Origin of the sequence: Flavobacterium kayseriense (genome assembly GCF_014305095.1) — a bacterium.
GTDB lineage: Bacteria > Bacteroidota > Bacteroidia > Flavobacteriales > Flavobacteriaceae > Flavobacterium > Flavobacterium kayseriense.
Window position 1 is genome coordinate 103,913 of record NZ_JACRUI010000002.1, and the last position, 20,894, is coordinate 124,806.

Sequence of the window (20,894 nt, forward strand, 5' to 3'; positions counted from 1 at the left end):
GCATCTGTATGATTGTAAGACCCAAGAGCTTCGCTCGAACTGGCGAAGCACTAAATAAAATAGCTACCTGCTAAAATTTCTTTTAATTCTATAGCACGCAAATTCCTATTGGATTTATTCTAAAGAACTATATAAACAAACCTCTCCATTAATTTGTTATCATTTAACTACTTCAAGAGCAGTGTCAGTTAGCGTTTACAACAAGAACCATAGTAATTGATACTCTTAAAAAAAAACGAAAACTACCTCACTCAACCCGCTAAATAACGCCGCATCGAAAAGTAATGTTAAAGTCGGTTAAAAGTAAGTTAAATTGTATAAAAAATAATTTTGGTATTTCAAAATAGCATTCATTTGTACAAAATAACTTAAATTTTAATTTTATGAAAAAAATTTTATTGGTAGCTGTACTTGCAGTTTTAGGATTCGTTAGTGGTAATGCACAAGAGATTAAATTTGGTGCTAAAGCAGGTTTAAACTTTGCCTCAGTTAGGGGAGAAAATTCAGATGTTTACGATACTGTAACTGCTTTTAATTTGGGTGCTGTAGCTGAAATTCCGCTTTCGGAAAAAATCTCATTCCAACCCGAAATATTATTTTCAGGTCAAGGTTACAGTTTTGGGAATGATATAGCAGCCCTAAATTATCTTAACGTTCCATTGATGGGAAAATATTATGTAACAAAAGGACTGAGCCTTGAGGCAGGTCCACAAGTTGGATTTTTACTTTCTGCAAAAACGGACAATGCCGATGTGAAAAATTTATTTAAAAAAATTGATTTTGGAGTTAATGCCGGTCTAGGTTACAAACTTGAGAACGGCCTTAATTTTAGTGCTAGATATAATTTAGGATTGTCTAACATTAGTAGCGTTGCAAATACGACCAATAAAAACGCTGTTGTACAATTATCAGTAGGTTATTTCTTTTTATAAAATATACATATTCTTGTTTTCAAGTCCCAAGTTAATGCTTGGGACTTTTGATTTTAAAGCAAAAGCTGCGAGCATAAGCAGCACAAATGATGGGATCAAAAAGTGAAGGAGAGAAATACAAGCAACTAAACTCTATCTTTAATTTACTTAAGTGTAAATTGAAAATATAAAATACGCCGTATTTCTAACTTCCCATCAAATAAAAATTAAAATTGAAGGAGCTATTTGCCTTTGTAATACAGTCTAATTTTAAAAAAAGTTTTACTTTTAAAAATATTATAAAAAGTAAATTTAGCGCACTGCATAACAAAAATTGAGATAACCAAAATAAAAAGAAAATGACTTCAGAAGATTTAAGATATCCCATTGGTAAATTTGAAACACCAACAACGATTACAACTGCGCAGATAGCGGGATGGATTGAGGCTATTGCTACTTTTCCCGCACGATTAGCAAACGAAGTCCAATTATTAACTGAGGAACAATTAGACACGCCTTATCGCCCAGATGGTTGGACAATTAGGCAGGTCGTTCACCATTGCGCAGACAGCCATATGAATAGTTTTATTCGCTTAAAACTAGCCATAACGGAGAATGAACCTACTATAAAGCCTTTTGATGAAAGTAAATGGGCAGAACTAGCAGATGCTAAAACCATGTCTATTGCCCCTTCACTGCAAATGATTGAAGGCATTCATGAAAGATGGACAGTAGCACTCAAAAACTTAACGGAGGAGCAATACAATTGCAAATTTATTCATCCCGATCATGAAAATAAAATCAGACTAGACGAATACATAGGAATGTATGCTTGGCATTCAAATCATCATTTGGCACATATTACATCCACAAAACGAAGAAACAACTGGAAATAAAAACAATTTATATTCACTCTATTTAGTCTACTCGTAAGAATTAAAAGAAATTACATTTACCAGTTAGGACAACTGCAACTTACATAAACCATCGATTAGTGAAATCAAAATATTTTTTATCCCTTTTTCTAGTAGTTCAAATTCTTTTTTTAAAGATCATCGCGTACTTTCCGGAGGCAGTTGAACAATATTACAGCACAGGTTTGTTTCCGTACCTTTCGCGATTTTCCCGAATGGCTTTGGGTGCTATTCCATTCTCTGTTGGCGATTGTTTGTATTTGATTTTGATTGTGTTACTAGTACGCTGGTTTTGGATTAGTCGGAAATCGTGGAAAACAAATTGGAAAAATAACAGTCTGCAGCTTATCGGTTTTGTATCGGTATTTTATTTTTTCTTTCACTTTTTTTGGGCGCTTAATTATTACCGCCAACCTCTTTTTGAAAAATTAAAAATCGAAAAAGAATACAGCGATGCTGATTTACTAGCATTCACTCAACAATTAATTCTCAAAACAAATGCAGTCCAGCTACAGCTTACAAATAATGACAGTCTAGCCGTTGTTTTTCCGTATACCTCAGAACAAGAGTGGGATAAAAATATAGTAGGATATCAAAATCTAGCAAAACATCACCCTTTTTTTGAATACCACGGTCTAAGTGTGAAAAACTCATTATTTAGCGTACCACTCACTTACATGGGTTTTGGTGGGTATTTAAATCCGTTTACGAATGAAGCGCAAGTGAACTACTTATTACCTCGCTATAGTTCACCTATGACCAGCTGTCATGAAATGGCACATCAAATAGGTTTTGCAAGTGAAAGTGAGTGTAATTTTATTGGTTTTTTAGCTACTATACAAAATGATGATTTGTATTTTAAATATTCAGGATATAGTTTTGCTTTACGATACTGCTTGTACAACTGGCAAGCGAGAGATGAAATCGTTTTTAAAAAATTATTAAAAACTGTTCATCCAGGCATTCTAAAAAATTATAAAGAATCTGATGATTTTTGGGATCAATATGAAAGCTTTATCGACAAGGGTTTCCACGTATTCTATGACAATTTCTTAAAGATAAACCAACAAATTGAAGGCATAAACAGTTACAGCAAATTTGTAGATTTGATGGTGAACTATTATAAAACAGAAAAATTATAGGTTTTGATGAAATTCATTTTTTGTGAATTTCTTCTCTTTTTTAACTTTCAAACTTTCTTTAAATACAGGTATTTACTAAAAGGGGTTACGCTCAAAACTATATTTCATCAGTAGTGAAAGTGGTAAAACTGCGCTTTTTGAATGGTCTGATAATTAATCGTCCTTCACGGTCAAAACGAATGTAGTTGTACACCCAATTTAGAAAAACTACCGCTTTGTTCTTGAAACCTATTAGCGAAAACAAGTGAACAAACATCCAAACGAACCAGGCAAAAACACCGCTAAAATGATAGTTAGGTAAGTCTACAACTGCTTTATTTCGACCAATAGTTGCCATGGAACCTTTGTCATTATAGGAAAATGGTTCCATCTGTTTGTTAGCGATTAAACGAATTATGTTTTTACCTAAAAGTGTACCTTGTTGCATGGCTGGCTGTGCCATCATGGGATGCCCGTCAGGAAAATCAAGACTATCCATCGAAGCGATATCGCCAATAGCAAAAATATCCTCATAGCCTTTTACTTGATTGTATGCATTTACTCGAATACGCTCTACACGTTCCACTAAAGCATCGGCATTCAATCCTGCTACTACAGCACCTTGTACTCCTGCTGTCCAGATCACCGTTGCGGTGTCAAAAACCAAATCAGAATTGGTCGTGACGGTTCGTCCATCGTAATTAGTAACACGAACATTCTTCCAGATTTTAACTCCTAGATCGACTAAAAATTGCTCTGCTGCAGCAGATGATTTCTCGCTCATGGTATTCAAGATGCGATCTCCGCTTTGAATCAGGTTAATTTGCATTCTAGAAATATCGAGATCGGGATAATCTTTTTGAAGTATGGCTTTTTTCATTTCGGCCAAAGCCCCAGCCAATTCCACGCCTGTAGGACCACCACCCACGAGTACAAAGTTGATTAAACTGTTTTGTTCTACAACATCAGTAGTTAAAACTGCTTGCTCAAAATTTTCGAGAATAAAGCTACGGATATTTAGCGCCTGCGGAATAGTTTTCATAGACATGCTATGGCGCTTGATCTCCTTGTTGCCAAAAAAATTAGTCTTAGAACCAGTTGCTATAACGAGATAATCATAGGTAAGTTCGCCAATTTCGGCAATGATTTTCTTGTTAGTAGTATCAATTTCCTGAACCGACGTCAGTCTAAAATAAAAATCATCGTATTCCTGAATCACCTTACGAATGGGATAAGCGATAGAACCTGCTTCGAGACCGCCAGTAGCTACTTGATACAATAAGGGCTGAAAATTATGGTAGTTGTGTTGGTCTAAAAGTACTACTTGCACCCCTTTGTTTTTGAGCTGTTTTGCTAATGCGATTCCGGCGAAGCCACCTCCTATGATTACTATACGTGGATTTTTTGACTGAGGAATATTCATGGATCGTAGGATTACTGATTGTGTAAAATCAAATATACAAGTTATCTACTGTTTACGGTAGTAAAAAATAAAATTTGAATGCAATTGAAGATGATAATCATTTTAGAACTGCAGTTCCCCGCGGGAATTGAAATAGTAGTTTTATAATCTAGCCCCGATCGCAATGAAAATCCTCCCGACAGGTTTGCGAGGAACGAGGTAATCTTGTGGGAGATTGCAATGGAGAGCGGGACAATGCATGAGCTAAATTAGCTGCTCGTGCTTCAAAAAAAAAGCTTTATTTGTAACAAAAACTTTCATACCCACACTAACGTATATATGAGTGATAATCTAGAGCAATCGTTTGTACAGCAACTAAAAGACAATCAGAATATAATCCACAAGATTTGTAGGTTATATACTGACGGTGAGGATGCACATAAGGATTTGTTTCAAGAAATTACGATTCAGCTATGGAAAGCCTTTCCAAAATTTAGAGGCGATAGCAAATTTTCTACTTGGGCTTATCGTGTTGCCTTGAACACTGCCATTACTTTGTACCGCAAAAGCAAGCGAACAATTGCAACTGTAGAGTACGAAGGAGGACAACATTTTATAAAGGATGTTGATTACAACTACGAAGAGGAAGAACGAATAAAATTAATGTACAAAGCGGTTTATCAACTTAACGATATTGAAAAAGCATTAGTTTTTATGTATCTAGAAGACAAAGATTATCATGAGATAGCCGAAACACTAGGGATTAGTGAAGTGAATGCGCGAGTGAAGATGAACAGAATAAAAGGGAAATTAAAAAAAATACTAAATCCTTAAGGAATATGGAAGAGCTGGATTTACTAAAAAAAGACTGGAAGAAGAATACGGATTCCTTTGAACAGATATCAGAACTTGAACTCTATAAAATGATTCATAAAAAATCGTCTTCGATTGTGAAGTGGATTTTAATCATCAGTATTATCGAGGTTGGTTTGTGGTCTGCGCTTGGTTTAGCGTTTAATAGTGACGATTACTTAGAAAAAATAAGTAAATCGAGTTTAGAACTCGTTTTTAGAGTTATGAATATCTCAGGATATATTATCACACTAGTGTTTATATACTTATTTTATAAAAATTATGTAAGAATATCGACCATCGCCTCGACTAAACAATTAATGAGAGATATTCTAAGAACCCGAAAAACGGTGCAATACTATGTATATTATAACCTGATCATGATTGCTTATAGTATGATTGTAGGTTTTATAATTGCGTTTTCATTTAGCCCAGAAATTGACATTTTACAAGAAAAAATCGCCACTAATAACGGTGCAATCGCCATTACGATTAGTTTACTAGTTTTAATAACCTTACTAATTTTTGGTACATTTTGGCTTTTTTATAGATTGCTTTACGGAACCTTATTACGACGATTACTAGCTAATTACAAGGAATTGAAGAAAATAGACTTGTAGTGTTTACCTTCAATTTGTGTTTAAAAAAACCCGATAACGTAGTTGAGTTATCGGGTTTTTTGTTTCTTGTAATTGGAATTAATATTCCCATTTACGGAATTTATTTAGTTTTTCTTGCTCCTCAATTTCTTCTAGAGGAATCACCTTTAAGAAGGAAGGGTGTTGCTCAATGGCATACTCTACTTTTTCGACAATTTCCTCGATAGAGTCATTATCATAATCAATGTCAAGTGGCTCTTTTATGATAAAGGATTGTAAAATCCCTTTCTTTTTCATTCGTAATCCCTTTTTATCAAACGAACGCCTAAAGCCATCAATCACTATAGGAACAACAATAGGTCTGTGATCTTTTATGATATGCGCAGTACCCTTGCGAACAGGCTTAAAGGACTTAGTGGTTCCTTGCGGAAACGTTATTACCCAGCCATCTTTTAAGGCTATTTTTATATTCTCTGTATCATTGGGGTTCACGTCTCTCTTTTCGGCGACATCAATACCTTTGGCACGCCAAGTTCGTTCGACAGTGATTGCGCCCGCATAAGCCATAATTCTAGGCAAGAGTCCTGCCGTCATTGTTTCTTTGGCGGCGACATAATATATATTCATTTTAGGCTGCCATAGGTAACCCACGTTTTTTATAGAGTCCTCACGACCACTTAGACTTGCGTTGAAAACATGAAACATAGCGACCACATCAGCAAAGTATGTTTGATGATTAGATATAAATAGCACATTAGTCTCTGGTAAATTTTTAATAATATCAGACCCTTCTATTTGTAATTCATTGAAGCCACGATAGCGCCTATGCGTGATAGCTCCAAATAGTCGAATTAACCATTTCTTTAAGAAGAGAATATGGCCAAAAGGATTTCTTTTAAATAATCCCATAAAATTTTTTAATTTATCATTTTTGGATCGCAAACATACAAAATATTTTTAAAGTTAATTATTTGTTGTTTATGAACTGTTTTAACAACAAAAGATTAACAAAAGAACTGTTTTTTATGTTTTATACTCAAAAACGGATTTTAGTACTTCTTTTAATTCACTTAACATCATCGCTGTTGCTCCCCATACGATGGTCTCCTCAATATTGAAAGCAGGAACACTTATTTCTTTTGCATATGAAGTCGCCAATCGCGTCTCAATAACGATAGACTCATCTAAGAAAACAGCTAACGGTAATTCTATAATACGAGCAACTTCAGAAGGATCAGGAACAAACCTTAATTCTTGTTTAGCAAAGCCTAAAAAGGGGTGCACCATAAAATTGCTTGGCGGTATGTACATAGGCGTAAACGGTTTTATTAGTTCTACTTCTTGCGGGTTCACTCCTACCTCCTCTTGTGTTTCGCGTAGGGCTGTATAAGCAAAGTCACTATCAGTATCTTCATACTTACCTCCTGGAAAGGCAACTTGTGCAGAATGTACTCCCTCGTAAGCGTTTCGAACTATTAGAACTAAATGCGTTTCTCCCTTCTTGGGATACAACAGCATCAATACTGCGGCTGTTCTAGGGGTATTTATAACATTTATTGGATTTTGTAATGTTTCTAATCTTTCAATAGGCGCCATAATAGCGTGTGCCTTCATAGCTGGAAGTTGTGCTTCAGCTAAATAGGCAACATGTTCTAAAAAATATTGGAAATCCATAATCAAAGTCTATTTTTGCAGTATAAGATATCGTAAATATAGTTTAGAAAAAAGTTTTGTGCCTATTTCTAAAAACCAAATTTAAATAAAATGTATAGTAGGGAAGAAACTCAAAAGTTAAAAAGAGAATTCTGGGTAACATTCGCAGAGAAATATCCGCGCAAATGGGTTTTATATGATACTAAAATCAAAGATTTCTCCTTTAAATTTTATGTAGACAATAAAAAAGCACAAGTATTAATTGACATTGAGCACCGCAGCGATGAAAAACGAAATGCTTATTTTGAAAAAATTGAAGCCCTAAAAAACATTCTTGAAGAGGAATTTGTAAAAGACCTAGTTTACGAGAAGAATCACGTTTTAGAAAACGGTAAAACAATCGCTCGAATATGGGTAGAGCGCTTAGGTGTAGGGTTTAGCAATCGCAATTACTGGGATGAAATATTTGATTTTTATTTTGAAAAGATGAATGCTTTGGAATTATTCTATTTGGAATATGACGAATTTATAAAGGATATAGACTAGTTGTAATATGCTATAAAACAGCCCCTACATATTAAATATATTGTATAAAATAATGTGGTCGTCATAAGTAATGTAAAGCTGCTTTCTATTTTCTTGCATTTTCCTTGTAATGATAGAGATGGTACAATCTAAGCCATTATTGTCTTTACATGTGAAGGAATAAACAATATCAGTATCATTTTCTTGAGTGGGAATATAATCTACTATCTCAAATAATTGTATAATTTGAGAGTACACTACAAATCTATTTTTATTGGTATCGAGTGTCACTAAAATATTTACCAAGTTCAGATCAGACCACTTATCCCATTTTCCTTTATTGTTTTTTTCTAAAACACTAACACCAGAGGTCTTAAACTTGTAGGTCTGACTATAGGCTTGCTGCATCCCAAAAGAAAGAAAAAGTAATACTACAAACAGTTTTATTTTATTCATTATTGATTTATTAAAAAAGAAATTCAGTAACTTCTATTTGGGCTGTATTAAATTCAGCAAGCATTTCAATTATAATATCTTCTGCCGATTTAATTTCGTTAATCAAACCCGCTATTTGACCTATCTCTAGTTCACCATCCGTCAAATCTCCTTCAAACATACCTCTTTTTGCTCTTGCTCGACCCAAAAAAGCAATTAAATCTTCTTTTGAAGGACATTTTCCATACAACTCTTGAAGATCTTCGAAGAATTTATTTTTAATTAAACGCACAGGCGCTAATTCTTTTAAAGTTAATTGTGTACCTCCCTCCTTAACCGAGAGAATGGTCTCTTTAAAGTTAGAATGAGCTGAGGATTCTAGAGAAGCAGCAAACCTACTTCCTACTTGCACACCATCAGCACCTAGAACCATGGCAGCCAACATTCCTCTTCCTGTACCAATCCCTCCCGCAGCAATTACTGGAATACTTAATTGCTCTTTTACCATAGGAATTAAGGTCATAGTAGTAGTTTCTTCTCTTCCGTTATGCCCTCCTGCTTCAAAACCTTCGGCAACAACAGCATCTACACCAGCATTTTGAGCTTTAAGAGCAAAAGTACTGCTACTCACTACATGCACCACAGTAATTCCGTTTTCCTTGAGATAACTAGTCCAAGTTTTAGGATTTCCCGCCGAGGTAAAAACAATTTCAACACCCTCCTCAACAATAATTTTCATGATCTCCTCGATGCTAGGGTATAACATTGGAACATTAACTCCAAAAGGTTTAGAGGTGGCTTTTTTACATTTTTGAATGTGCTCTCGTAATACTTCTGGATACATTGAACCTGCACCAATAAGACCCAAACCGCCTGCATTACTTACAGCACTAGCTAGTTTATAACCACTGACCCAGATCATTCCTCCTTGAATAATGGGATATTTGATGTTAAAAAGTGAACAAATTGCATTCATAATGTAAACTACTTTTATTGCTTTATAATTTTTCCTGTTTGTGAGAACGCCTCAGACTCTATTTTATAAAAATAAATTCCTTTATTTAATGAATCTACCGAAAACAAAACTTCAGACTCATTAAGTTGCTTCTCAAAAACTTTTTGACCTAAGGTCGAATAAAAAATAACACTCCCTTTATTAAAATTTTCAGGAAACGAAACTGTAATTAAATCAGTTGCTGGATTAGGATATATTCCAAAATATTTCGAACCAAACTCCACAACTTGTAGTGTTTTTGCTGTAGCGAAATTAGGAATTCCATAGCCGTATTGTGCGGACGGGCTCGTAAATCGATCTGAGGATTTTAAAACTAAATCCCGTATTTGACTATTTGTTTTGTCCGGAAAGGCTTGCCATAAACAAGCAATCATTCCTGCAAGAATAGGACTCGAGAAAGAAGTACCATCAGCAGTAATTATATTTCCTTTTTCATCAGATAAAACGCTGGAAACTCCTTGTGCCATTACATCTGGTTTCACTCTGTTATCAAAGCTAGGACCTATTGAACTAAAGTTAGCTCTCACTCCAGCTGCATTTACTGCTCCTACCGCTATAACTGATGCGGCATCAGCGGGTGCAGTGATATAAGGATTAGATGAACCACCTGAGTTCCCTGCAGATGTTACAACAATCATTCCTCTGCTGTATGCAATCTCAGCGCCTTTTGAAATAAAAGTCGAGCTCCCGTTAAGTTGGCTATAGGTATGGTCGTAAGCTGAATTGTCGAAGTCAAAATACCCTAAAGAGCTGTTTATAATATCTACACCTAATCGATCTGCTTCCTCTGCCGCTTCTACCCACAGAGACTCCTCCAAAGGATTTTCACTAAGGGCATCTTCAGTAACAAACAAATAATAAGAAGCATCTGGTGCAGTTCCTACTAATTCATTTTCCTTATACCCACCCATCGTTGCTAGTACATAGGAACCATGTGTATCACCTCCATAAAAATTAGCATCTCTATCTACAAAATTATAACCTCCAAGTATTTGATTATTCACTCTTAATCTTTCAAATGGTACTGTAGTGTTTACTCCTGGGAAACCACTATCTAAAACCGCAATAATTTTTCCTGATCCAGTAAAATTTTGTTGATGCAAAACAGTTCCATTGAGCATTTCGATTTGATTCTTAGCATTACCATATGAAAAGTTAATCTTAGTCTGCTTAGTCTTGCTACTAATTTTGTTCTTAAATTCTTTAGCTGTCTTGCCCATTTGGTTCAGGGACTTATTAGCAAAATCGACACTTTCAACAAAAGAAATTGACCTTAATGAATTGATAAGGGTACTCGTTCCACGAACATGGACTGCATTCAGCCACTTGGACTTCGCTTTAACGTCAATTCCCACAACAGCGTTAATTTGAGTGACATAGTCTGCTTCAATGGGAACATCCTTTAGATCTAGCACTATTTTTTGATTTTCTCTTCTATCTAAAGCTCTTTGAGAGAGCATTTGTAACGGAGCATTTAAAAAAGTAGTGGCACTAGGCTTGTCTTTAAAATAAACCCACGCATCTTCCTGAGGAAATACTACTATTGAAACTAATAAAAAAAGGATTACGTATAATTTCCTCATAGTGCGATTTAATTTAAATGTTCAAAAAGTTATCTGCTGAATTTTAAAAAGGCATACTAGAATAGCAAAGCACTAAGCTAAGAAATTACTCCCGAACCAACTAATTCGTCGTCAAGATACCATGCAGCAAATTGACCCTCAGTGATAGCTGACTGCGGCTCCTCAAAAGAAATATACATCCCAGATTCAAATTGATGCAAAGTTGCTTTTTGTAATGGTTGTCTATAACGAGTTCGCACGCTATACGTTTGTGACTCCCCAATAGCAAGTTTCATATCCTGACGAATCCAATGCACTTCTGATTTCTCTATGAACAAAGCTGATCTGAATAATCCCGGATGTTCACTAGTCAAACCCGTATAAATAGTATTAGTTTCTACATTTGTACCAATAATAAACAAGGGATCAGTAGTTCCTCCTACGTTTAATCCTTTGCGTTGTCCAACTGTAAAATAGTGAGCACCTTGATGTTTTCCAACCACTTTACCCATTATAGGTGTGTAAGGTAATTTACGTGCCGCAAGCGCAAGCACTTCTTCTTCAATTAGTCCCTCAGTGCTTGGAGCAACATAGATTGGATCATTTTTATCAATTTGAATTATCACTCCCTCTTTAGGTTGTAATTTTTGTTGCAAAAACTCAGGCAAACGTACTTTACCGATAAAACATAGACCTTGAGAATCTTTTTTATCAGCTGTAACTAATTCCATTTCAGCAGCTATTTCTCTGACTTCAGGTTTTGTTAGCTCCCCAATAGGAAATAATGATTTAGCTAACTGCTCCTGAGATAACTGGCATAAAAAATACGATTGATCTTTATTGTTGTCGGCACCAGCCTTAAGTTGGTAAACAGTTTCACCATTAACCTGTGTTTCTGTTTTTCTGCAATAATGACCTGTAGCAACAAAATCAGCACCTAAACTAAGTGCAATTTTCATAAAAACATCAAACTTTATTTCACGATTACAAAGTACGTCAGGGTTAGGTGTCCTGCCTCGCTCGTATTCGTTGAACATATAGTCCACAATTTTTTCTTTGTATTCCTCGCTTAAATCTACTGTTTGAAAAGGGATCCCAAGTTTCTCTGCTACTAGCAAAGCATCATTACTATCTTCTAACCAAGGGCAATCATTTGATATCGTAACGGTATCATCATGCCAATTTTTCATAAAAAGACCTATCACCTCATATCCTTGTTGCTGCAATAAATAAGCCGCAACACTTGAATCAACACCACCGGAAAGTCCTACTACAACACGCTTCATTTTAAAAACTTTAAAAATATTATAAGATGGCAAAGTTACGAAGTTTATAGCAGTATTTAAGTAGCTACAAAGTTAATTCCGATTAGCTTTAGCTGCATCTTCAGGATTACTCATATTTACTTCTTTTACCAACACACCTTTTTCAAAAAAGGACCACAATCCTGTTTTCTTACCATTAGTAAATTTACCTTTAGAAACCATGCTTCCGTCAGGATCTCTAAAAATTGCTACACCATCGTATTGATTGTTCATATAAGTTGATTCTTCTAGAACTATTCCGTTTTCAGCATATTTTTTATAAGAACCGTTTTTTTGATTATTTTTATAAAACTGTTCTTCTGCTATTTTGCCGTTAATATAAAACACAGATCTTAAACCCTCTAATTTTCCTTTTCTGTAATTTTCTAAAGTCATTGTTACAGTTGAAGCTTGATGGTAATACTTCCACTCCCCTTCAAACAAGCGGTTAACAACCTTTCCTTCACTAACCTTGTTCTTTTTCTGATCATAGAAAGTGGTATACGCAACTAAGTTATCTGCGTTGAATTCTCTTGTTGCTATTAAGGAACCGGCCTTTGTATCATCAAAAAACTTAAATAAACCTATTTCCTTGCCGTGGCTGAAAGTGCCTTCATATTTAGGTCTTTTTGATTCCGTGTATACTCCTTTCCATAACCCATCCTTCTTTCCATTTACATCCAAACTATTGATTGTTGACTGCGAATTTAAGGAACCAAAGCATATACATAAAACGGTAATAAAATTAAAAAATTTCATAAGTACATAAGATTAGAAATTAATAACGAAATAATTCTTGCGAAATTACTTCTTTTCTATCAGCTAATGATTTTAGTTGTTAAAATTATTAACCACACCGATGAATTTGATTCAAAACAATAGTACTTATCATATTTAATGTGAAATGTAAGTTGTATAAAAAAGTAAAAACCTACAAAAAAAAATACAAATTTGTTTAATACTACTGTAAATATTCTAAACATAAAGTATTCAGCTAATTTCCTACATAACCAATAATACTGATAAATTAATCCTACTTATACCAAAATAATGATAGTAAACACTCTATAATAAAAACATAAAATTTTAAAATGTTTATCATAATTGCAAATAAGCTAAACAAATAATTTTCTAGTTTAGCATGACTTAAAAAAAAATCTAAATAAAAAATTATGAAAAATTCAATCAAATCAATTGCTCTTTGCTTTTTCGTAGCAACCTCTTTTCTCCTAACTTCTTGTAGCAGTGATGATGACAACCAGGTAACAGTTGATAACACTATTACAGGAATAGCCTCAAAGAATCCTGAATTTAGTATTTTAGTGGAAGCGTTAGTCAAAACAGATTTAGCAGCAACACTTCAAGGTAATGACAACTACACTGTATTTGCACCAACCAATGCAGCCTTCACCGCTTACCTTGGTACATCAAACATCAATGCAGTACCTACAGCAACATTAAAAGAACTTCTATTGAACCATGTTTTAGTTGGAACCAAAAAAGCAGCTGATTTATCAACAAAATACGAAAAAACACTTGCTAAAGGTGCTGCTTCTACTACTAATACACTGAGTATGTATGTTAATGTTTCAGGCAGCACAGTTAAGCTAAATGGAGCAGCAACTGTAACTACAGCAGATGTATTAGCCTCAAATGGTGTAATACACATCGTAGATAAAGTAATAGACTTACCAACTGTAGTAACACATGCAACAGCAAATCCTAATTTTACTTCATTAGTTGGAGCATTAACAGGCGCAGGGCAACCTGACTTTGTATCCATCCTTTCTGGTACGGGACCATTTACAGTTTTTGCACCAACCAATGCAGCATTTACAGCTCTCAACACTGAATTAGCTCCAGGTGGAATCGCTTCAGTATCGACTGCTAATTTAACTAGAACTTTGCAATATCACGTGGTTAGTCCAGCAAATGTACTTTCATCAACCTTAACCGAAGGACAAACAGTAACTCCAATTTTGACTCCAAGCCAAACGTTCAAAATCCAATTGGCTGGAGGAGCTAAAATTTTAGATGCAAGTAACAGATTATCAAATATAGTAGTTACAGATGTTCAATGTTCAAATGGTGTAATTCATGCAATAGACAAAGTATTATTACCTGTATTCCCAATGTAAAATTAACACACTACAATACAAGAAAAGCTTCCAATACTATTGGAGGCTTTTTTTTATGCTTTCATTTATAATCCTTAGTAAAAATAGTTTCTGTTGTGTAACTGCAAGTCTAGCTGCGGTCAGTATTTTAATAAATAAAGTAACATTGAATGCTTCATTGCATTTAAACCAATAAAAAATAATGATTTAAATGTACAAAGCCTATTATATCAATCCTATGTTATACTGTAAAGAAAGTACACCAGCATATCTTGATGAATTAAAATCATTTTAGATTCTTCCGAAATAGTGAAAAAAAAAAGCTTCCAAAATGGAAGCTTTTTATACAATTGATATAAGTAATTATTTTTTCTTTTGTTGTTCTTTCATGGCCTCCTGCTGTGCCATTACTTCTTGCAACTTCTTTTGGAATTTACCTTGCTTTTTAGGCTCTTTCAATTTATTTTCTTGAATTTGAGCATGAATTTTATCACTATCAATTATGTAGTTTTTAATTACTAACATAATTCCTATTGTAATAGTATTAGAGATAAAGTAATATAAACTCAATCCTGATGCATAACTGTTAAAGAAAAGCAACATCATCAAAGGAGAAATATAAACCATAATTTTCATAATCTTAGCCATATCCGGCATTCCTTCTTGCTGTGGTGCCTGCATTTGCTGATCACCTGTGGTCATTTTCATGTAGAAGAAGATAGCGATCGAAGCTAAAATAGGGAAAAGACTAATATGGTTTCCATAAGCCGGGATGTGGAATGGCAATTCATATATAGAGTCAAATGATGATAAATCATCTGCCCATAAAAATCCTTTTTGCCTCAAACTTAATTCTGATGGGAAAAATTGAAATAAAGCATAGAAAACAGGCATTTGCAATAAACCTGGGACACAACCAGCCATTGGGTTTACGCCCGCTTTATTGTATAATTTCATTGTCTCTTGCTGCTTTTTCATTGGCTCTTTCTTGAACTTCTCACCTAGCTCAGCAATTTCAGGACGCAAAACTTTCATTTTTGCTTGTGACAAAAATGATTTGTAAGTGATAGGCGACATTACTAATTTCACCAAAATCGTAAACAAAACAATTGCCCAACCTTGTTGAATGAATAAAGTCAAGAATCCAAACATTGGAATAAATGCATGACGATTGATCCATCCAAAGATACCCCAACCTAAAGCTACAATATCCTCAAGGTTTCTATCATAGGTCTTAAGCATTTTATAATCCGTAGGACCATAATACCAATTCATCTTCTCGTTTATTTCACCATTTTTAAAAGCCAAAGGAACGATTGCTTTAAACTGCTTTGTAAATGTTGTATCTACATTATCTCCACCTACCAAGTTATTAGTATACAATTCTGCCTTTTCAAAAGGAGCGTCAGTTAACAAAATAGATGAAAAGAAGTGTTGCTTATAAGCAATATATGAAACGTTCTCTGCATTTTCAGTTTTGTCAGTTGACTGACCTAAGTAGTCACTTTTACCGTCTTCATATTCATAATACATTTCAGAATAACGGTTTTCTGTCGTTAAACTTTTCTCATTAGAATAGGCTTTTAAATCCCACTCCAAATTTAATGGTTTAGCTGCGCTAAGCACTTTATTCAAGCCTTGTGATTGAATATCAAAATCAAGCATGTAATCATCTGCTTTCAATACATACTTGTATTCTAAAAACGAATCAGCTCCTGCTTTCAGACGCATAGATAAAACTTGATCTTGACCACTTTTTGTCAAAGTAGGCTCAAAAAACAAATCCTTAGTATTTAAGGTACGATTATCGTTAGTTATTAATTGTATATTTAGGTTGGCATTATTGTCTTTAATTAAAGACACCAATTCGCCTGAACCTTTTTTGAAACGCTCGTAGTTTTTTAAAGTAGCCTCAACAATATAACCCCCTTTATTAGCAAATTTTAAAACAACTAAGTTATTTTCAATAGTAGTATATGATTCCTTAGCTGATGGTAATGTTGCTGAGTAAGCAAAATCACCTAATGATTTTTGCAGTTCAGCTAGTTGCACAGTATCTCCTACTTTGACAACATCTACAATTTCTTTGGCAGCAACCGCTTTCGTAGTTGTTTCATTCGCTACTACTAATTCTTTCTTAGCTTTTTCAGCTGCTAACTCAGCCTCTGAAGGTTGATTTTGGTACATTATCCAAACAAATATCCCAAAAATCAATGCAAAACCAATTAACGAATTAGGGTCAAACTTTTTTTCTTCCATTATAACACAAATTATTGTTTTTCTTCTCGCGCTTATAGTATTTCAATAAACTCGTATATTTATTATCTACCCACTTTGGGTTTTTATTATTTACTTCTTTTAGCCTTTACAGCTGCAGCTACAAAATTCACAAATATAGGATGCGGATTCGCTACTGTGCTTTTGTATTCAGGATGGTATTGCACTCCAATAAAAAACGGATGATCCTCTATCTCTACAATCTCAACTAAACCTGTATTTGGATTGATCCCTGAAGCATTTAATCCTGCTTTTTGAAGCACATCCACATAAGAACTATTGTACTCATAACGATGGCGGTGACGCTCCGAAATTGATGTTTGACCATAAATTTTATGAGCTAACGATCCTTCTTTAATATCACACTTCCAAGCTCCCAAACGCATTGTTCCTCCTTTGTCAGTAACATTCTTTTGCTCCTCCATTAAATTCACAACAGGGTGAGATGTACCTTCGTTCATTTCGGTAGAATTCGCTTCAGAGTAACCAAGAACATTTCTTGAATACTCTATAACTGCCATTTGCATTCCTAAACAAATTCCGAAGAAAGGCAATTTATTCTCACGTGCATGGCGAACGGCTTCAATTTTTCCTTCAATTCCTCTTTCTCCAAAACCTGGAGCTACTAGAATGGCGTCTAAACCTTTTAATTTTTCATTAATATTGGCCGCTGTAATATACTCTGAATGAATAGAAACAACGTTTACTTTAGTTTCATTTGCTGCACCAGCATGAATAAAAGCCTCTAAAATAGATTTGTAACAATCCTGCATCTCCACATATTTCCCAATCAAACCAATGTTAACTGTGTGCTTTGGATTTTTAATTCTGCTTAAAAAAGTATTCCAATTTTTCATGTCTGGAGCGGCTTTTTTTGGCAAATCTAATTTTTTTAATGCAACAGTATCAAGACCTTCCTCTAGCATTAAATTAGGAACTTCATAAATAGTTGACGCATCTATAGATTGAATTACCGCCTCCTTTTTCACATTACAAAAAAGAGCCAACTTGTTACGTATTTCTTGCGAAAGTTCATGTTCTGTTCTACATACTAGGATATCGGCTTTTATACCGCTTTCCATTAATGTTTTAACAGAGTGTTGCGTTGGTTTTGTTTTTAATTCTCCTGCAGCAGCTAGATAGGGTACTAAAGTTAAATGAATAACAATTGCATTGCTTTCACCTAAATCCCATACTAATTGACGAACAGACTCTATATATGGTAACGATTCAATATCACCTACTGTACCACCTATTTCTGTAATAACTATATCATAATCACCAGAGTTACCTAGCAATTGCATTCTTTCTTTGATCTCATTAGTAATATGAGGAACAACTTGAACGGTTTTACCTAGAAATTCACCTCTTCTCTCTTTCTCAATTACTGACAAATAAATTCTACCTGTTGTAACATTATTAGCCTGAGAAGTAGGCACATTCAAAAAACGTTCGTAATGACCAAGATCTAAATCTGTTTCAGCACCGTCATCAGTAACATAACATTCACCGTGCTCATAAGGATTTAGTGTTCCAGGATCAACATTTAGATACGGATCAAATTTTTGAATTGTCGTTCGGTAACCTCTTGCTTGTAACAATTTTGCTAAAGATGCTGCGATAATTCCTTTACCTAAGGAAGAAGTCACACCACCTGTAACAAAAATATATTTCGTTTGATTCATTCTGTTGTTGTTAGTGTTGTAGTTGTGTAAAAAACTTGGCAAAAATACGATTATAAATTTAGAATATGCTAATTTGGAAATGAGATAATTCACAAAATCACTTTTTAACAAACCTCCCTGTTTCTAAAGGAAAAACCTCATTGATATTGCAATCAATGAGGTTTTGGATATTTTTTTTTGATGTTTCGAATTAATTCTTCAAGCCCGTTTAATTTAAGCTCATAGATCAGTTTCAATTGCTCTCCTAATTCTCCTTTAGGAAAACCTTTGTTATGATACCAAACTACATAAAACTCCGGTAGGTCAATCAAATATTTCCCTTCATATTTACCAAAGGGCATTTTAGTATGTGCTAATTTTACAAGTTGTTCCTGATTTTTATCCATCTTAGTATCTAATGTAAGTGATCCTATTTATAATCAATATACCACCTACGTATTTATGCTTTAAAAGGTAACAATCACCTAAACCTGAAATAATAAAATAGAAGGAGGCGATGATTATTTACAAATCTACTTCTACTTAGCCTCTTTAATAGTTAAATCTTCATCATAATACATGATAAATACACCTTTGTTTGTGTAGCCACCATCGGATTTTTTATAGTATTCAAACTTACTTTCTACTTGCTCCGTAGCTACCGCATTAACTGTTTCTTCAAATTTTACCTCTTGAACCATACGCATCATCGTATCAAAAGTTACATCAAAGCCTCGGGTAGCATAATCTGACGGGAAAATTGTATTAACTTTTTTAAATTTATTACTAAAGATTATTCCTTCCGGTAATGCACTATCTCTCGTTACTGATGGATACATTAATTTTAATTTAATCAAATTAGTAAACTTAATCTCATCGGTATCTAAAGTTTCATTAGGCTCTAAAATCACAAGTTGAACTTGATGTGTTGACATAACACTTAGCATCGCAGCAATTGTAGATTTTACCATCATGGTATTTGCTGTCTCCATAACGACAAAGTTCATTCTATCTTTTACCAACATTCCTTTTAAACTTTCGGCACTAATACTACTACCACTATTTAGAGCAACTAAGGGAACATGAGGCTGATACTGTTTCAAATACTGAAGAACCGACTCTTTTTTCTTATCCACAACGGCCATTATATTTCCGTTTTTCCCTCTCATATACTCAAACATTGTGTTTTTAACCACTTCAGGGGCAGGAATTGTTTGAAATAAGTTACCGTATGGCCTACCTACATCTTTAGAAAGCGGAGAAATAACTGGCACATTATTCATACTTAAAAGTTGCGCAGTTGCTTCGGCATTGCTTTGATAAAAGGGCCCTATCACGGCGTTAGCTGTTTGCAATCTATAATTGGATACTAAGCCAGTAATTGCCGAGCTGTTTTTTGTCTCTTCCGAATCGTAGATTTCAACATCAATAGGCAGACCCATTGTTTTGGCCGAATCAATCGCAATAAGTGCACCAGCATAAAAATCTAAAGTCATATTTAAGAACTTATCTTTCTTTAATCGTTCTACTGTAGTATTTATTGAGTCATTCTCGATTTTAGAAATATTAAAAGGCAACAACATTATTAATCTTTTACGATTGTCAAAATTAACTTTTGGAGTCAAAGCCGTGTATTCTTTCTTCACCTCTTGCGCTGTAGCTGTTTTTGTAGGAACTTTTAAAACCATTCCAATTTCAACACCTTCTTTTATTAACGGATTCAAAGCAATTAGTTCTTCTTGGGTTAAACCAAAACTTTTAGACAAACTATACAATGTCTCCTTAGGCTGGACTTCATAAGTAGTAAATTCCGGCAAGGTTGTGTTTACTACAGCTTCTGCTTTTTCTTTCCCATTTAGCACGGGAACAGTCCCTGCAACAACTCTTGGAGCAGTTCCTTTGATTATTAGTTTGTAACCAATAGGTAAATTAGCCACTACTTCCGGATTCTTTTTTTCTAACTCTTCAACCGTGATTCCGTATTGTTTAGCAATAGAGTATTTAGTTTCCTTTGCGATAACCTCATGAAATACTGAACTCTGAGATACTACACTTGAACTTGCAGTCTTTAAACCTGTCTTAGAAGGAATTACAAGTGTTTGACCAATTTTCAAACCATCTTTTTCCAAAAACGGATTAGCTTTCTTTAAGTCGTCATCACTAATGTCATATGTTTTTCCAATACCATATAATGTTTCTTTTGCTGTAACTGTATGAGATCGTGCACCCGAATTGGTTTTTTGAACAACAGTAGCAATCTCTTTTTTTGAATCTGATTGTTTAGCAATTAACAATACTGTGTTTGGCTTTAAACCAGATTGTGCATCAGGATTTAGTTGATAAATATCATAAGGTGTAACATGATACTTTTGAGCAATTTGGAGAACTGTCTCCCCTTTCTCTACCTTATGAGTGATGACTTTATTTTGAGAAAAAACGGTAGTACCCCCGAGTAGAAATGTTAGATATATTGCAAAAAAATACTTCATCTTTATATTTTTGTAAATGATTTGGTTCAAAGATAACAAAAACGGTACCAAATT

The 20,894-nt window shown here is 34.4% G+C and carries 19 protein-coding genes; 7 read left to right on the forward strand and 12 right to left on the reverse strand.

The window, feature by feature from the left end:
* Positions 1–383: 383 nt before the first annotated feature.
* From H8R22_RS06800 to H8R22_RS06810, 3 genes are all read left to right on the forward strand, one after another.
* A complete protein-coding gene (locus H8R22_RS06800; RefSeq protein WP_187009704.1) occupies positions 384–932 on the forward strand; it encodes a porin family protein in 549 nt (182 codons plus the stop codon).
* 338 nt (positions 933–1,270) lie between these two features.
* Complete coding sequence (locus H8R22_RS06805) at positions 1,271–1,807, forward strand: YfiT family bacillithiol transferase (protein ID WP_187009705.1); 537 nt, start codon at positions 1,271–1,273, stop codon at positions 1,805–1,807.
* A 98-nt stretch (positions 1,808–1,905) separates the two neighbouring features.
* Positions 1,906–2,967, forward strand: a complete 1,062-nt coding sequence (locus H8R22_RS06810; protein ID WP_187009706.1) for a DUF3810 domain-containing protein — start codon at positions 1,906–1,908, stop codon at positions 2,965–2,967.
* Between the two features lie 97 nt (positions 2,968–3,064).
* Here the strand turns inward: H8R22_RS06810 and H8R22_RS06815 are convergent, their stop codons facing one another.
* The gene (locus H8R22_RS06815; protein WP_187009707.1) at positions 3,065–4,369 is read right to left on the reverse strand and encodes an NAD(P)/FAD-dependent oxidoreductase; all 1,305 of its coding nucleotides are present in this window, start codon (positions 4,367–4,369) and stop codon (positions 3,065–3,067) included.
* Positions 4,370–4,687: 318 nt separating this feature from the next.
* Between H8R22_RS06815 and H8R22_RS06820 the strand changes: the two genes are divergently transcribed.
* Positions 4,688–5,182, forward strand: coding sequence for an RNA polymerase sigma factor (locus H8R22_RS06820; protein ID WP_187009708.1), 495 nt, complete (start codon positions 4,688–4,690; stop codon positions 5,180–5,182).
* Positions 5,183–5,187: 5 nt separating this feature from the next.
* A complete protein-coding gene (locus H8R22_RS06825) occupies positions 5,188–5,820 on the forward strand; it encodes a hypothetical protein (protein WP_187009709.1) in 633 nt (210 codons plus the stop codon).
* 78 nt (positions 5,821–5,898) lie between these two features.
* Here the strand turns inward: H8R22_RS06825 and H8R22_RS06830 are convergent, their stop codons facing one another.
* Together H8R22_RS06830 and H8R22_RS06835 are read right to left on the reverse strand one after the other, a co-directional pair.
* Positions 5,899–6,708: a lysophospholipid acyltransferase family protein gene (locus H8R22_RS06830; protein WP_187009710.1), complete on the reverse strand. Its 810-nt coding sequence runs from the start codon at positions 6,706–6,708 to the stop codon at positions 5,899–5,901.
* A gap of 114 nt (positions 6,709–6,822) precedes the next feature.
* The gene (locus tag H8R22_RS06835) at positions 6,823–7,473 is read right to left on the reverse strand and encodes an NUDIX hydrolase (protein ID WP_187009711.1); all 651 of its coding nucleotides are present in this window, start codon (positions 7,471–7,473) and stop codon (positions 6,823–6,825) included.
* 90 nt (positions 7,474–7,563) lie between these two features.
* Here H8R22_RS06835 and H8R22_RS06840 point away from each other — a divergent pair, with 90 nt between their 5' ends.
* Positions 7,564–7,998 (forward strand): DUF4268 domain-containing protein, encoded by a 435-nt coding sequence (locus tag H8R22_RS06840; protein ID WP_187009712.1) that lies wholly within the window; start codon positions 7,564–7,566, stop codon positions 7,996–7,998.
* 24 nt (positions 7,999–8,022) lie between these two features.
* Here the strand turns inward: H8R22_RS06840 and H8R22_RS06845 are convergent, their stop codons facing one another.
* From H8R22_RS06845 to H8R22_RS06865, 5 genes are all read right to left on the reverse strand, one after another.
* Positions 8,023–8,433 (reverse strand): hypothetical protein, encoded by a 411-nt coding sequence (locus H8R22_RS06845; protein ID WP_187009713.1) that lies wholly within the window; start codon positions 8,431–8,433, stop codon positions 8,023–8,025.
* Positions 8,434–8,443: 10 nt separating this feature from the next.
* Positions 8,444–9,388, reverse strand: a complete 945-nt coding sequence (locus tag H8R22_RS06850) for an NAD(P)H-dependent flavin oxidoreductase (RefSeq protein ID WP_187009714.1) — start codon at positions 9,386–9,388, stop codon at positions 8,444–8,446.
* Positions 9,389–9,402: 14 nt separating this feature from the next.
* On the reverse strand, positions 9,403–11,010 hold the full coding sequence (locus H8R22_RS06855; RefSeq protein ID WP_187009715.1) for a S8 family serine peptidase: 1,608 nt from the start codon (positions 11,008–11,010) through the stop codon (positions 9,403–9,405).
* A 77-nt stretch (positions 11,011–11,087) separates the two neighbouring features.
* Positions 11,088–12,275: a tRNA 2-thiouridine(34) synthase MnmA gene (mnmA, locus tag H8R22_RS06860; protein WP_187009716.1), complete on the reverse strand. Its 1,188-nt coding sequence runs from the start codon at positions 12,273–12,275 to the stop codon at positions 11,088–11,090.
* Between the two features lie 72 nt (positions 12,276–12,347).
* The gene (locus H8R22_RS06865; RefSeq protein WP_187009717.1) at positions 12,348–13,052 is read right to left on the reverse strand and encodes a toxin-antitoxin system YwqK family antitoxin; all 705 of its coding nucleotides are present in this window, start codon (positions 13,050–13,052) and stop codon (positions 12,348–12,350) included.
* 413 nt (positions 13,053–13,465) lie between these two features.
* Here H8R22_RS06865 and H8R22_RS06870 point away from each other — a divergent pair, with 413 nt between their 5' ends.
* Positions 13,466–14,431 carry a fasciclin domain-containing protein gene (locus H8R22_RS06870; protein WP_187009718.1) on the forward strand — a complete coding sequence of 322 codons (966 nt, stop codon included), beginning with the start codon at positions 13,466–13,468 and terminating at the stop codon, positions 14,429–14,431.
* Positions 14,432–14,773: 342 nt separating this feature from the next.
* Here the strand turns inward: H8R22_RS06870 and yidC are convergent, their stop codons facing one another.
* The 4 genes from yidC to H8R22_RS06890 all read right to left on the reverse strand — a co-directional run bounded on the left by yidC (position 14,774) and on the right by H8R22_RS06890 (position 20,840).
* Positions 14,774–16,669 carry a membrane protein insertase YidC gene (yidC, locus tag H8R22_RS06875; RefSeq protein WP_187009719.1) on the reverse strand — a complete coding sequence of 632 codons (1,896 nt, stop codon included), beginning with the start codon at positions 16,667–16,669 and terminating at the stop codon, positions 14,774–14,776.
* An 86-nt stretch (positions 16,670–16,755) separates the two neighbouring features.
* The gene (locus H8R22_RS06880) at positions 16,756–18,372 is read right to left on the reverse strand and encodes a CTP synthase (RefSeq protein WP_187009720.1); all 1,617 of its coding nucleotides are present in this window, start codon (positions 18,370–18,372) and stop codon (positions 16,756–16,758) included.
* A 152-nt stretch (positions 18,373–18,524) separates the two neighbouring features.
* A complete protein-coding gene (locus tag H8R22_RS06885) occupies positions 18,525–18,758 on the reverse strand; it encodes a DUF3820 family protein (protein ID WP_187009721.1) in 234 nt (77 codons plus the stop codon).
* A 132-nt stretch (positions 18,759–18,890) separates the two neighbouring features.
* Positions 18,891–20,840, reverse strand: a complete 1,950-nt coding sequence (locus tag H8R22_RS06890) for a LysM peptidoglycan-binding domain-containing protein (RefSeq protein ID WP_187009722.1) — start codon at positions 20,838–20,840, stop codon at positions 18,891–18,893.
* Between the last annotated feature and the right edge of the window lie 54 nt (positions 20,841–20,894).